This window comes from Aliivibrio sp. S4MY1 (genome assembly GCF_028765545.1).
GTDB lineage: Bacteria > Pseudomonadota > Gammaproteobacteria > Enterobacterales > Vibrionaceae > Aliivibrio.
This window is the reverse complement of the sequence record NZ_JARACP010000007.1, coordinates 33,576-48,721: the sequence shown is the minus strand read 5'-3', so window position 1 is coordinate 48,721 and position 15,146 is coordinate 33,576. Positions and strand designations below refer to the sequence as shown.

Sequence of the window (15,146 nt, the reverse complement as noted above, 5' to 3'; positions counted from 1 at the left end):
AATATGAAAAATAAAATAGCGTCCATTGTTATTAGCAGTCTTTTATATGGTGCGTCTTTTTCTTCGTTTGCAGAAGCACCTGTTGGCGTTAGGCCCTGTTGTGCATTTGGAACCAATTTACAAACTGAAGTGGGGGGGATCCCTGTTCCTTTTGTATCCGTTGAGAATGTATTAAATATTGATGATCTTGGTGACCATATTTATAACGATGGTAGTCAAGGTGTTGCAAGCAGTTTGATGGGTTTTGGCGATGAAAGTAATGGTATTTTTTATTCAGATAAAGGCGGATTTTTAGATTCTGCTCATATTCGGGATACCGCCGATTTTACTTATTATCTCTACGGAGAGTTTTATGCCCATTTAGGTACAGATCACAAGGTTACATTGTCACCTGAGTTAAAAAATCGTGTTGTTCAGTTGCATGCTAGTTCTGACGTTTACACAGAAACTGAACGTCAAAAAATGAGTATTGAACTAGCAGCCCTAACGGCTTATCGATTCGCTCAGTGGCATGAAATAGCTCAATGGTTTGGAATGGAATCGGTCGGTGGTTTTAAAGAATATGCTTCTGCTTTTTCTCCAGAAGATCTGTATTCAAATATGCTTGGTGCATTATTGGCGAGCGACGTTATTACTGCGAAACCTAAATTAAGCAAAGATGATTTTTCTTTGGCGATGACTAAAGCGATTAAAGCAAAGTTTATTGAGTTAGATGTAGGTACAAAAGAAGAGTCCAAAGCACAAATTAAAAAGATGGATGGCAAATGGTGGGACAGCAGTAAGCGTTTACCAAATAAATGGGTAGTGATCCATAGAGAGTACCATTTAGGAACAGAGCTTAAGCCTAATGGAATTGAGAATGGTGTAGAAGAAAGTGTATCAACGAAGCATGAAGCCTTAGTGACTTTTAAGTTAATGCCAAACAAAAATGACATCGCTTTTTCGGCATTGCCTGAATCATTAAAAAATAAGCCTTATTGGACTCCAAATGATTTCCAACAAATTGCAGATTTTGCGAAAGATCATGATGATAAGAGTTATACCATTCTGGATAAGTAGTTGGTCAGATAATTGCGTAGGAAAAATCGATTATAGCAAGGCATAAATTACAGTAACTAGTGGATCTAATTACAAAATTTATAACGCTGATATAATCGATTTTAACAAGCAAGAATGATCAAATACTTATGTAGATTGGTATTAGCATATAAAAAATAAGTAAGTAATTGTCAGACAATAAAAAGCCTCGAATAGGAACTTTATAAATAAAGTATTATTCGAGGCTTTTTTTAATGCTTTACGAATTACGCTTTTGCTTTACCTGTTTTTGGCACAGTACCAAACTTTTCAGTACTGAAGCCTTTAATTAAACTAACGCACATCATTAGTAGAATAAACGTAAACGGTAGAGCGGTAGAAACCGTACCAGCTTGTAGTGCTTGCATTGCTTCTGTACCACCAACCCATAGTAATACTGCAGCAATAGAACCTTGAACAGTTGCCCAGAATATACGCTGAGGAACAGGAGCGTCGACTTTACCACCAGCAGTGATACTGTCGATAACCAATGATCCTGAATCTGATGACGTTACAAAGAACACCATGATAAGTACGATAGAAATAACAGACAGTGCTGTGCTCATTGGAAGTGCGTCATACATGTTAAACAGTGCCATCGTAATGTCTTCTAAACCATTAGCACCAAGCTCACCAACTTTGTTCTTAACTTGTTCAATCGCAATACCACCAAACGCAGACATCCATAATGCTGTTGCTAATGTTGGAATGATCATTACAGAGATTAAGAACTGACGAACAGTACGACCTTTCGAAACGCGAGCAATGAACATACCTACGAATGGTGACCAGGAAATCCACCAAGCCCAGTAGAATACTGTCCAACCGTGCATCCAAGTTTCATCTTCACGGCCGTGTGGGTTACTTAGAGGTATAATATTCTCAATATAACCCGTTACCGTTAATGGTAATGTACTCATTACATCAGAGAAACCGATGAAAATAATGAAGAACAATAAAGCAACAGCAACTAGCATGTTTACGTTACTTAGTAGTTTTACACCACCATCAATACCGCGGATAACAGAGATCATTGCAAGCATAGTAACGAAAATAATTACGCCAATTTGCATGTTTATGCCGCCTTCGGTACCAAAGACATGATTGATACCGCCAGCAGCTTGTTGAGCACCTAAACCAAGAGAGGTTGCAAGACCAAATAGCGTAGCTAGTACCGTCATGATATCAATAATATGACCAAACCAACCCCATGTTCTATCACCTAAAATAGGATAGAAAACAGAACGCATAGATAGTGGTAAGCCTTTGTTATATGTAAAGAAAGCTAATGATAGAGCCACTAATCCGTATATTGCCCAAGGGTGAATACCCCAGTGATACATGGTTCCGCCCAGTGCGAGTTTTTTAGCTTCTTCGGTAAATGGTTCAACATCTAGAGGTGTACCATACCAGTCAGTGAAGTAAGCAAGAGGCTCAGCGACACCATAGAACATTAAACCAATACCCATACCAGCAGCAAACAGCATTGCCATCCATGAGATTGTAGAGTGTTCAGGTTTTGCATTATCACCACCAATTCGAATTTTACCGAAAGGCGATACGATTAACCCTAAGCAGAAAATAAGGAAAATGTTGCTAGACCACATAAATAAACCATCAAAATTATCGATGATTTGTAACTTTATGCCGTCAAGAAGGGATTTGGCTTCTGCTGGATCCATAATTAGAAGCACAGTAAGAAATAAAATTATAGCACCAGCACTAATACCAAAAACTTGGTTATGTATATCAAAACCCCATTTTTGAATATTGTCCTGTCCAACTTCATAATCAGTACTGTCAATACTGTACTTATCGGTAGTATTCATGTGTCCTCACATAATATTCGTAACAGCTCCCATTGGAGTCTGTCAAACGGCTGCAACATTCTTGTAACAGCTTTTTCGTAACGAATAGTATCAGACTTAAGATTTTAATAAAATATATTTGTAGTGCGGTTGATATAAATAAAAGTGCCTTAAAACATAAGCTTAAGGCACTTTTGTTCTATATGATCAATTAATGGTCAAGGTATAGATAGTTTTGCCAAGATTTCATACGGATTAGTACTTTTCTCATAATGGAAACATGCTCAAAGCTATCAGAGTAAACAGATATCTCCGCATTAGAACCTGCTGGAAGGTGAAATTCAGAAACATCGTCAGTTAATTTTAATTTAACTAAAGCGCGGCCATTTGTTCTGATTGCATTTGTACCTAATAAAGCACCAGAGGCTTGGATTTGACCTTCACCAATGGCTGGAATAACTTCGACTACTTCACCTTCAAATACACGACCAGGAATTGCTCTAAATAAAAACTCCGCTTTAAAGCCTTTTTGTAAACGTTGAAGAGAATTCTGGCGGAATGCACCAACAAAGTACTGATCTTCAGTATGAACAAAGGTCATAACAGGTCGTAAAGGGATAGGAACCGCCATCATACCCGGACGAAGTGCCATTTGTGTTACATAGCCGTCGGTTGGTGCTCTTACAACGGTTTCATCCAAATTGAATTGCGCTTGCTCTAATTCTGCACGCATACGAGCAACGGTTGTATTCTCTCCATTTATCTCAGACTCTAAAGCCAGTTTTGCTTGTTGTTCTTGAGCTTGAACGGATTCTACTGTTGCCTCTGTTGCTTTATAGTTTTGCTTTCTTGTGTCAAGTTGTTGAGCAGTAAATGCGCCTTTCTTATAGCCTTTTTCGTAACGCTTAAATTCACGATACGCTTTGTCTTTTTCAGCGATGGCTTTAATTGTATTGGCTTGTGCTGATTTGTAGATAGATTCCAGCTGTAAAGCGGCTTGTTCTGCTTCATTTAATGCAGCTTGTTTGCGGATAACTTCTGCTTGAAATGGGATATCATCAATTTTAAATAATACATCACCGGCAGCAACAGGTTGGTTAGGAACCACATTAACTTCGGTTACTTTACCTTTAACACTTGGAACAATAGGGGTGGTTACATAAAACTGCCCACCAAACTGAGTGAAAGGGTGGTTATAGTTCATTAATAGAACTAGCGTACCAACGAGCACAACGCCACCTAAACCTGCAGTAGGAACTGTCCATTTATTTAGTGGGATGTTAAATATTTTGAAGATGGCAATACATAACGCGGTATATGTAAGAATAAGCAATAAATCCATTATACTTGCTCCTCTTTAGATGGTTGGCTAGGTGATGATTTTGCCTGATTCACTTCTAGCTGTGATAGTTTTTCAGTCAATAGCTCAACTTGGTCATTAAGATGATTAACACGAGTTTGAAGTTCTAATTGGTTATTTTCGATTTTATGGAAGCCCCAACCACGGTCTTCACGCCATAAGGTTGCCCAAATCCATAAGAATGGCCATAACACATGAAGTGTAAATAAACTGACCCAGCCTGCAATGTGTATTGCATCTGAATGAGGATGGTCACGTTTATGGGCAATTTCATACGGAATGTCATGAATGACGATGATCCCATAGAAAATAACTAAGGCAACAAACACCAATAACCCAAGAGCAAAATAATCTAAAAACATAAACGTATCCTTGTTTATAATTAAGTGTTAACAAATCATATATTTTTTAATAACTTGAGTGTGACACTGCTAGATTAAATACGCAAGTAGGGATGTTGTTTTGATAGAAAAAAGCCGACATATATCTATATCGGCTATCTAAGAAAGACTTATAATTTGTTACAAGCTAACGCAGTTACGGCCACCATCTTTTGCACGATATAGTGCATTATCAGATGCTTTAATTACTTCTTGAGGCTTACGATATTCCGTGTTATCAGCAACACCAATACTAATCGTAACATTCACCACTTTCGTTTTGTTTGCTTTGCCACGTTTTGCTTGCCCTTCCTTTTTATCTTTAGGGCGAGTTGAAGTATCGCGAATGATAAGGTCATAATCAGCAATGTCTTCACGTAATTCTTCAAGGTATTCTAAGCTCTGCTCTGCGGTTTTACCTTTAAATAATACGGTAAATTCTTCCCCGCCATAACGATATACCTTTGCGTTACCACCTGTTTGGGCCATGATGCTGGCAACTAATTTGAGAACGTCATCTCCAGTGTCGTGTCCATAGGTATCATTAAATTTTTTGAAGTGATCAACATCGAGCATAGCAATGGTGTAGCGACGGCCCAAATGTTTCATCTCTGATTCTAATGCACGACGACCAGGAATGCCGGTTAATTGGTCAATAAAGGCCAGTTCATGGCTTGCAGAGATGATATATAAGAGTAGAAGTAAACCAGCAATAGAAAACATGGTGCTTGAAATAAACTCGACACTGAACAGAGCAAAAGTCAACGAAGAATAGAGTAAACAAGTATAAGAGGCTAAATCTGTACTATTATTGCGTGTAAGAACGAAGATAGCAGAAAGCCCACACATGACTAAACTGTAAAGAACAACGATAATAGGAAGAGGGGAAACTTCTGGGATGTTAAGTAAGTAGGTCTCCCACATTTCACTCATGTCATTTTCGGCAAAGTGCGCCACAATGATCCAACACCAAAAGAACATAAATAGCAAAATGCCTAAATAACCAGCACCATATTTTGAGAAAATCCGACGTTCAGGAAAAATAAACGTCGCCATCATACATATAGGAAGTAAAAATGCGGTTAGGGTAAATTCAATACGAGCGGTTCCTTGCGATAAAGGTACTTGAAGGCGTTCTTGAATTACCCAGTAGGCAATAGCCATGCTGATGGAGATCATACCGACTCGACCTTGGTTGAAAGGCTGGCTTAAAAGTAGCACAATAAACAACACAATATATGGGAGTATGTATGAAAAACCTTTGTTTTCAGAGGATAGCTGAATAATACCATCCATACCGGTAATCACTGAAACAACGATGATTAAAGGTAATAGTAATTTAAATAGTGGATGACTCAGAAGGCTAAAAGACATTGTTTTTTGACTAATCCTAACTAATCTAAAAAAAGAGAGAGATGTCACTAAATTGATAGGACAAATACGATTCTACCAATAAGATAACTCTATTCATATACTTACATCGCGACTTAGTGCATTTAATAACAATAAGGCATCTATATGGAATCAAATATTCATAACTATATGGAAATTCTTGTTGGAAAACGCTTTATCGAGCTAGATTTCCATCAGTTATATACCCTTGATCAAATAACAGACATGAAATGTATTGCTTTGAATCAGCTTCCAACACTTTATATTCGTTACAGCTTGGATATGTTAGCGGCAACACCTCAAAAAAAATTAGTACGATATAATGAAATGGTTGCTGCTGCTGTTGAAAATGCAGAAAAGATGGTGGCAAATGATCGTAGAGAGCGTGATACGGATTTTGAAAATATTGTCGTTTATACTCCTAAAGATCGATTTGAATTAGAAGACGAAGAAGAGCCATTTTCAGGTGAGCTTAAATTAGATTAAATAAATCCCATACAGTAGAACTGATATGGGATTTATTTATCTTTGAAATGAGATTAAGCGTCAGTAGATTCTACTGTTTCTTCTACTTCCAACCTAGGGAAGGCCTGTAATGGTTTTGCGACCATATTACGAGTATCTTCTTTGACTTCTGCTAAAGTAACCTGAAGTTGATCACCTAGTTTGAAGGTTTCATGTTTATCGATTGAAATAGTGCCTTGGTCGGCATTACATTCGATACGCTCTTTGTTATCGACAATCAATGAAGCTGGAATGAAAGCAGCAGCACCATTTTCAATTAAGCGTACGCGCATACCTGCACGATTAATATCAAAGATCTCAGCGGTAAATTCAGTGCCTTTTTCGACTTCTGAAACTAACGTTCTACAGTATAGCCAATCACTGACATTTCTTTCTGCCATGCGATGGTAACGGCGACTTAATGCCAGTTCTTCACCAACAATATCATCTGGGCGTTGTACCGGCTCTTTACCAAGAATATGTGCTTTTAGCATACGATGGTTGATCATGTCGCTGTATTTACGGATAGGAGAAGTCCATGTCGCGTAAATGTCTAAACCCATTGCGTAATGTGGCAGCGGCTCGTTACCTGTTTCACTGTACGTTTGATATTTGCGAATACGAGCATCAAGATATGACGTTGGTTGATTACCTAATAAGCGACGTAGTTCACTGAAGCCTTCAAGTGTTGCAATATGCTCTTCTGTGAATGCTACATCATCTAATTGATTTACAATTTCGATCACGTCTTTCAATTTATCTGATTTAATGCCAGCATGAGAGTTAAATACCCCCATGCTAAACGTATTACGTAATGTCTTACCTGCGCAGATATTTGCAGTTACCATCGCCTCTTCAACAAGCTTGTTTGCTGTACGGCGCATATCTGCATGAATAGCAACTACGTCATTTTCTTCGTCTAATTCGAAACGGTAATCAGGGCGGTCTGGGAAGATCACAGCATGAGTTTGACGCCACGTTGTACGCGCTTGCGCAAATTCGTGAAGTTCAGTAACTACTTGCGAGATCACTTCAGTTGGTTGCCATTTATCACATGATCCCGTTTCTAAGAAATCAGATACATTGTCATAAGCTAAGCGAGCGTGAGATTTAATCGTTGCAGCAAAGAAGTTAATCGACTCTTCATTAATTGTACCATCTGCATCTACGTGTACTGTACAACAAAGGGCTGGGCGCTCTTGGTTTTCAATAAGAGAACATAGTTCGTCACTTAAATCACGCGGCAGCATTGGAATATTGCGACCTGGTAAGTAAATGGTATAGCCACGTTTACGAGCCACTTTATCCATGCTGTCATCTGGTGTGATGTAAGCGGTTGGATCAGCAATGGCAATCGTTAGTTCAAAAGAACCGTCAGCTTGCTTCTTAATGTACAGTGCATCGTCCATGTCTTTTGTTGACTCACCATCGATAGTGATAAATGGTGTTTCTGTCATGTCTACACGTATTAGATCTGCATCATCTTTGATTTCCCAGTTATCAATGCCTTCAGGCTCTGAATTTGGTAAGTCATTTTGAGCAAGCGTTACCCACCATGGCGCAATCTTGTCATCGCTATCTGTGATTTTATGCGTAACTTCACATAAGAAACTTTGATCACCTTTTAACGGGTGTTGTGTAAGCTCGGCTACAACCCAATCGCCTTCTTTTAAGGTTTCTGGATTTACGCCTTTACGAGCCTTTGCTTTTATTGCGTTTTTAAGACTTGGGTGATCAGGCATTACTTGTAGACGTTTTTTAAACATCTGAATACGGCCGATAAATCGAGTGATTGATTGTTCAACAAGTTGATCTGGTTCTGCTTGCTCTTTATCGTTTTCAGTACGGATCAGGGCCACTACTTTGTCGCCATGCATTACTTTTTTCATTTGTGCTGGCGGAATAAAGATACTTTTTTTCTTATCGTCGGATTCTAAGAAACCAAAACCACGGTCGGTTGCTTTTACTGTCCCTTCTTTTTTAGGGATGTTTTCTTGTATCTGCTGCTTTAATTGAGCAAGTAGTGGGTTATCTTGAAACATAAGCCTTCATACGTATAATTAAGAGAAATAACGACCTAACTTTACTATTGCCCTGTATTGATTACTACAAAAGTCCGCTTAAATATGTAAAAAAGGGCATTTAGCGTACAAAAAACTATCAAAACTAAGAAAGTAGAGCTAAATTTGTGAACTTGCTCAATTTTTTCTGGTAATTCTTGCCGTATTAGGGCATTATCCGCGCCCTGAGTTAATCACTTATCGATTCTTTTGTTGTATTAGGTGATTAACTGTCCTGTCCCGAGTGCTTGTGTGTGTGTATGGAACTTGCTGAGCAAATGGGACCGTTTTTATATGTTTAATTATTGGGATCCCAATGTCAGAAACTATTACTGAATTCCGCCAACTGGCTTTAGACGAAACTATCTTATCTGCACTTGACGAAATGGGCTTTGTTGCTCCAACGCCAATTCAAGCAGAATCAATTCCTCTTTTGTTAGCTGGTCGTGACGCACTTGGTAAAGCACAAACAGGTACTGGTAAAACAGCTGCTTTCTCTTTGCCACTACTAAACAAAATCAACCTTAAGCAACATAACCCACAAGCAATCATCATGGCACCAACGCGTGAGCTTGCTATTCAGGTTGCTGCTGAAGTTAAAAACCTTGGTCGTAACATCAAGGGTCTTAAAGTATTAGAGATCTACGGTGGTGCTTCTATCGTTGATCAAATGCGTGCTCTAAGCCGCGGTGCTCATATCATCGTTGGTACTCCGGGCCGTGTTAAAGATTTACTAAACCGTGACCGTCTAAACCTAGGCGAAGTTCATACGTTCATCCTAGATGAAGCAGATGAAATGCTTAAAATGGGTTTTGTTGATGATGTAACTTGGATTCTTGAAAAAGCACCAGATACAGCTCAACGTATCCTGTTCTCTGCAACTATGCCTCCAATGGTTAAAACAATTGTTGACCGTTACCTACGTGATCCTGCGCGTGTTGATGTTGCTGGTACTAACCACACTGTTGATAAAGTAACGCAAAACTTCTGGATCGTTAAGGGTGTTGAAAAAGACGAAGCAATGTCTCGTCTTCTTGAAACAGAAGAAACTGATGCGTCAATCGTATTCGTTCGTACTCGTCAAGATACAGAGCGTCTAGCGGATTGGTTAAGTGCACGTGGATTTAAGGCTGCTGCTCTTCATGGTGATATTCCTCAGTCTCTACGTGAGCGTACTGTTGATCACATCAAAAACGGCGTTATCGATATTCTAGTTGCAACCGACGTTGTTGCTCGTGGTCTTGATGTTCCACGTATTACACACGTATTTAACTACGATATCCCATTTGATGTTGAATCTTACATCCACCGTATCGGCCGTACTGGTCGTGCTGGACGTAAAGGTAAAGCGATTCTTTTAGTTCGCACAAACCAAATTCGTATGCTACGTACAATTGAGCGTGTAACTAAATCTACAATGCTAGAGATTGAACTTCCACATCGTGATCAAGTTGCAGAAGCTCGTCTAGCAGTTCTTGGTGCTGAATTAGCAGCAGAAAAAGAATTCGTTGCACTAGAAGCATTCTCTGACTTAATTACTAAGCTTCAAGAGACTCTAGAAGTTGATGCCGCGACAATCGCAGCAATGCTTCTTAAGCGTCAACAAGGTAAGCGTCCTTTATTCTACAAAGGTCCAGATCCAATGATCGCTGCAATGGAACGTGCTAAACGTCGTCCAGAGCGTAGTGAACGTGGTGACCGTCCAGAGCGTGGTGAGCGTCGTGATCGTGGCGACCGCCCAGAGCGTGGTGAACGTCGTCAGTACAACAATGACGATTTCGATACGTACCAACTAGAAGTAGGTCGTGAGCAAGGCGTTCAAGTTAAAGATATCGTTGGTGCACTAGCTAACGAACTAGGCTTTACTAAAGGCGCTATCGGTGCAATTAAACTTGCTCCGGGTCACACTTATGTACAGTTACCTAAGAAAATGTCTGCAGATGTTGCAAGCAAGCTTAAGCAACTACGTATTCGTCAAAACGAAGTGAAAGCGGTTGTTGTTGAAGGTGTAGACCTAACAATCGATCGTCGTCCTCGTACTGGCGGTGGTCGTGATGAGAACCGTGGTGGCAATAGCAACGGCAACAGCCGTGGTGGTTACCGTGGTAATCGTGAAGGTGGAAACCGTGAAGGTGGCCGTGGTGGCGAGCGTCGTTTTGACCGCAACAAAGGTGGCGATCACCGTGGCAGTCACCGTGGCGAAAGAGCTCCAGGTGCAAGCCGTGCTCCACGTAAACCTCGCAACGAAGATTAATCAATAATTTATTGATAATAGAAACCGAGCTCAAGTAGCTCGGTTTTTTATGTCTATAATTTCCATAAAATCATTAACGTAAATATAAATAACATCGACTTAAAATAGTTGTTCTTGTTTTTATAAAATAGTGGTATTTTTCGGGGTCAGTAACGCTTAATAAGGTTACTGGACGTGACTAATTTTTTTGTTAATGGAAAACAAAATGGATAATCAAATTCGATTACGCGCTTTAGAGCAAACGGATCTTCGCTTCATTCATCAATTAAATAATAATCGTTCTATCATGTCTTACTGGTTTGAAGAGCCGTACGAGTCGTACTATGAACTGGAAGATTTGTTTCGAAAGCATATTCATGACAGTAATGAACGCCGTTTCATTGCTGAAAACGAAGAGCAGCAATCTATAGGATTAGTTGAACTCGTTGAAATTAACTCAATTCACCGTAATGCTGAATTTCAAATCATTATTGCACCAGACTTTCAAGGTTGTGGTTATGCAAGAAGTTTAATTAATAAAGCATTAAACTATGCATTTACCATTTTAAATCTTCATAAAGTTTATCTTCATGTTGCGGTTAATAATGATAAGGCAATTTATTTGTATGAGGCATGTGGCTTTGTAGAGGAAGGACACTTAATCAAAGAAATTTTTGTAAATGGTCAATACTGCGATGTTAAACGAATGTACCTTTTGCAAGATGATTATCTAAGCCGAAAAAAGTAACACTAAATTTATGAGAATGAGCACTGTTATTTTTCTTATTCTTATACAAAAGGGAGCTGATAATCAGCTCCCTTATTTTAGCCATAAAGCGTTGTCATATTTTAATCGAGTTTTAAGCTACAACGGCTTCAATTTCTTCTTCATGAGATTTTACTACTTCCATTCGTTCACCGTAGATTGAACGTAATTGAGCAATGACATGACCACGAGTGACAATACCAACGAATTTATTATCTTCAATAACAGGTAAGATACGAGGTTTAGCGATGCGCATATCACGAGCACGGTCATTAACTGATAGAGTGCTGTAGCTTGTTACATAGCCCATATCTGTTGTTGGGTATAATGTTGCTTTATCAATTGCGTAAAATTCAGCTAATTGAAGTAGAGTATCTTTAGGTGAAATACTAGTGATATCCGTCTTCATTAAATCAGCAACAGTGCGCCCTTGTTCTGGTAAATAATCTTCACACCACAATTCAACCAATACATCGTGTTCAGAAAAGAAACCAACAACTTCATTATGACTGTTAATAACGATTGCACCAGAAAGATGACGATCTAATAGGTTGTCTAATGCAATTTCAACAGGCATTTCAGGGCGAAGTACGTAAGCGTTAATATCCATAAATTGATTTACTGTTTTGTTCGCGTTCATATTAGTAATTTCCTTTGTGTCCGAATCGGTAAAAAGTGGAGTAATTTGTGAATCAGGTACTGCATTAAGTTGTGGACGACTAAAAATGGCCCAATAACCTAGGCCTACTAGACCAGCACCGCCGACAATATTTCCAAGAGTTACCGGAATTAAATTGGCAGTAATAAAGTTAATAATATTTAAATCAGCGTATTGTTCAGGTGATGCACCAACAGACAACCAAAACTCAGGTGGAGCTAATTGTTGAATCGCAATACCTAATGGGACCATAAACATATTGGCAACACAGTGCTCAAAGCCACTACTAACAAACATCGCAACAGGTAAAATAACCATGACAGCTTTAGTTAACATGTTCGTTGAGCAAAACGTCATCCAAACAGCGAGACAAACCAATAAATTACATAAAATACCTAGAGTAAAAGCCTCTAATGGTTGGTGATGTAATTTATGTTGAGCAATGTTTAGGGCATTTAATCCCCATTGACCGCCATCGTTTTGATACATTCCTGCTGAAACGACTAAAGCAAGTAGTAAGCTTGCGCCGATAAAATTACCGATGTAAACCTTTCCCCATATTCCTAGCATCTTTCCAAAGCTAATTTGCTTATTTGCAACCGCAATGGCTGAAAGTACAGAGCTGGTAAAAAGCTCTCCGCCACCAATGACAACCAGTATTAATCCCAAGCTAAATGCTAAACCGCCAGCAAATCGACTTATTCCCCAGCCCGTTTGTGAGTTCCCTGTTGTGACTGTGATATAGAAAATGAAAGCAATACCGATAAATACACCAGCCATAATTGCTAAGCCAATGACCATGCTTGTTGGCTTCTTTGATTTAGCAAGAGCGTAATAAGCTGCTTGGTCCATCATTTCACTGGGATTAAATTGTCCAGAAGTATTTGGACTGTGGTTAGCGCTCATTTGTCCTCCTTAAGTTGTTGTGATTATTAATAAGCTCAAACGTTGTGTTCGTTCCTGTTCTGCTTGAGCCCATTTAGATTATGAGTAAATACACGGAAGGTAAAATTGATTGTTTTTAAGTTCTATATCAGTTTTCTTGATGGGGATGAAGTGGTATGATTGTTTTAAAATAAATTCTTATAAAAGAGATAGTTATGCGTTACTCATTAAAGCAGTTGGCCGTTTTTGATGCCGTAGCAACAACAGGAAGTGTTAGTCAGGCTGCTGAAATGTTGTCATTAACTCAGTCGGCAACCAGTATGTCCTTGTCGCAATTAGAAAAAATGTTAGGACGATCTTTATTTGAACGCAATGGTAAGCGAATGGCGTTAACCCATTGGGGGGTATGGCTTCGACCTAAAGCGAAAAAGCTTATCCATGATGCACAACAGATAGAATTAGGCTTTTATGATCAGCACCTAATCAGTGGTGAATTGTCTCTGGGAGCGAGTCAAACGGCAGCGGAACACTTGGTTCCAAACCTTATCAGTAATATTGATAATGATTTTCCTGAAATACGTATCTCTTTAGGGGTAAAAAATACCTCAGGGATCATTAATGGCGTGTTAGATTACAAATATGAGCTGGGTATTATAGAAGGTCGCTGTGATGATAGCCGAATTCATCAGGAAGTGTTCTGTAAAGACCATTTGATTATTGTTGCTGCGGCACATCATCCTTTTGCAAAGCACGAAACCGTGAGTTTAGCTCAATTAGAGCAAGCTAAATGGGTGTTACGTGAGCATGGTGCGGGAACACGAACTATTTTTGATAGTGCAATCCACGATAAAATTCCTGACTTAGATGTTTGGCGTGAGTATGAACATGTACCAGTATTGCGAACATTAGTGGCAAATGGTCAATATTTAAGCTGTTTACCGTATTTAGATGTTGTTAAGTATATTGAGCGTGGTGAGCTGGTAGCCTTGAATGTGCCTGAATTAAACATGGAACGTACACTCTCATTTATTTGGCGTGCCAGCATGGATCAGAACCCTATTAGTAGTTGTATTCGTCGTGAAGGGATCCGAATGATTAAAGACCACAATATAATTCGATAGGTATCTAATAAATCAACTTCTTACTTTGTCTGTTATTTGCTATTCTCATGTAGATAACCATGATTTATACACACATTTAGGGATAAAAAGAGATGCCAGCTTTATCAGTTTTATTGATGGACAGCTTCAATTACTTCAAAAAGCATTTTATTGCTTTCTGTATTCTTGTTCTACCGTTTGCACTCATTACAAATGGAATAGCATTGAGTTTTAATGAAGAAGATGGTTCAAGCCAATTTTTATTTTATATGCTGTTTATTCTGACGATCTATCCTTTCTATAAAGGGGCGATTCTCTATTATATCGCTTACTCTTTTGATGGTCGTCGTGTCCCATTTAGTCAGTTGTATCAGATCCCTGCCAAAACGTGGTTTTCGTTTGTATTGATGAATATCATTTTAGGACTTGCTATTTTAACTGGTTTTATTGCGCTTATTTTACCCGGTCTTTATTTAATGGCTCGTTTCTCGTTTACAGAAATTTATTGTGTACTGTATAAAGAGAAAACAATGGATGCAATTAAACTAGGTTGGCATGATACAAAAGACAATTATTGGATCCTCTTTAAAGGTTTGGTGATTATCTTTGGTTTTACTACGGGTTTAATGTGGACACTAGAATATGGTTTAAGCCAATTAGGCTTACAATCTCCAGTGTTGTCGTTTGTGTTTTCAATAGCTGAAGTAGTGTTATCTATGATGAATACGATCTTTATTTTTAGAGTATTCACGGTAAATACAAATAGATTGGAAGAGATTCAACAAATTAATTAAAAGTGTATTTTGATTTCTATAACTCATTGAATTTAAATAATAAGCAGTTACTAGATAAAGTAGCTGCTTTTTTTTTGTCTTTTTATAAATGAGACATCTGTTGCAAAAATGTTATTGTTGGGTTTATTA

Annotated in this window: 12 protein-coding genes; 6 read left to right on the top strand and 6 right to left on the bottom strand. The window is 38.6% G+C overall.

The window, feature by feature from the left end; all coding sequences use genetic code 11:
- Positions 1-3: 3 nt before the first annotated feature.
- Positions 4-1,059 carry a DUF4056 domain-containing protein gene (locus PVK71_RS09380; RefSeq protein WP_274418301.1) on the top strand — a complete coding sequence of 352 codons (1,056 nt, stop codon included), beginning with the start codon at positions 4-6 and terminating at the stop codon, positions 1,057-1,059.
- A 245-nt stretch (positions 1,060-1,304) separates the two neighbouring features.
- Here PVK71_RS09380 and PVK71_RS09375 read toward each other — a convergent pair whose 3' ends face one another.
- The 4 genes from PVK71_RS09375 to PVK71_RS09360 form a co-directional block, all read right to left on the bottom strand.
- Positions 1,305-2,906: a BCCT family transporter gene (locus tag PVK71_RS09375; RefSeq protein ID WP_274418302.1), complete on the bottom strand. Its 1,602-nt coding sequence runs from the start codon at positions 2,904-2,906 to the stop codon at positions 1,305-1,307.
- A 190-nt stretch (positions 2,907-3,096) separates the two neighbouring features.
- Positions 3,097-4,227, bottom strand: a complete 1,131-nt coding sequence (locus PVK71_RS09370; protein ID WP_274418303.1) for an HlyD family secretion protein — start codon at positions 4,225-4,227, stop codon at positions 3,097-3,099.
- Positions 4,227-4,607, bottom strand: coding sequence for a DUF3302 domain-containing protein (locus PVK71_RS09365; RefSeq protein ID WP_130049163.1), 381 nt, complete (start codon positions 4,605-4,607; stop codon positions 4,227-4,229). Before PVK71_RS09365 ends, PVK71_RS09370 begins: the two co-directional genes overlap by 1 nt.
- Before the next feature lie 159 nt (positions 4,608-4,766).
- Positions 4,767-5,999: a GGDEF domain-containing protein gene (locus tag PVK71_RS09360; RefSeq protein WP_274418304.1), complete on the bottom strand. Its 1,233-nt coding sequence runs from the start codon at positions 5,997-5,999 to the stop codon at positions 4,767-4,769.
- Positions 6,000-6,143: 144 nt separating this feature from the next.
- Between PVK71_RS09360 and PVK71_RS09355 the strand changes: the two genes are divergently transcribed.
- Positions 6,144-6,503 (top strand): late competence development ComFB family protein, encoded by a 360-nt coding sequence (locus PVK71_RS09355; protein ID WP_274418305.1) that lies wholly within the window; start codon positions 6,144-6,146, stop codon positions 6,501-6,503.
- Between the two features lie 53 nt (positions 6,504-6,556).
- Here the strand turns inward: PVK71_RS09355 and PVK71_RS09350 are convergent, their stop codons facing one another.
- The gene (locus tag PVK71_RS09350; RefSeq protein ID WP_274418307.1) at positions 6,557-8,563 is read right to left on the bottom strand and encodes an exoribonuclease II; all 2,007 of its coding nucleotides are present in this window, start codon (positions 8,561-8,563) and stop codon (positions 6,557-6,559) included.
- A gap of 334 nt (positions 8,564-8,897) precedes the next feature.
- Between PVK71_RS09350 and PVK71_RS09345 the strand changes: the two genes are divergently transcribed.
- Positions 8,898-10,835, top strand: a complete 1,938-nt coding sequence (locus PVK71_RS09345) for a DEAD/DEAH box helicase (protein WP_274418309.1) — start codon at positions 8,898-8,900, stop codon at positions 10,833-10,835.
- 205 nt (positions 10,836-11,040) lie between these two features.
- Positions 11,041-11,562, top strand: a complete 522-nt coding sequence (gene speG, locus PVK71_RS09340) for a spermidine N1-acetyltransferase (RefSeq protein WP_274418311.1) — start codon at positions 11,041-11,043, stop codon at positions 11,560-11,562.
- Between the two features lie 112 nt (positions 11,563-11,674).
- Here speG and focA read toward each other — a convergent pair whose 3' ends face one another.
- Positions 11,675-13,144, bottom strand: coding sequence for a formate transporter FocA (focA, locus tag PVK71_RS09335; RefSeq protein ID WP_274418312.1), 1,470 nt, complete (start codon positions 13,142-13,144; stop codon positions 11,675-11,677).
- 194 nt (positions 13,145-13,338) lie between these two features.
- On the opposite strand from focA, the gene PVK71_RS09330 reads away from it, so the two are divergent.
- A complete protein-coding gene (locus PVK71_RS09330; protein WP_274418313.1) occupies positions 13,339-14,244 on the top strand; it encodes a LysR substrate-binding domain-containing protein in 906 nt (301 codons plus the stop codon).
- A gap of 92 nt (positions 14,245-14,336) precedes the next feature.
- On the top strand, positions 14,337-15,017 hold the full coding sequence (locus PVK71_RS09325) for a hypothetical protein (protein WP_274418314.1): 681 nt from the start codon (positions 14,337-14,339) through the stop codon (positions 15,015-15,017).
- Positions 15,018-15,146: the final 129 nt, after the last annotated feature.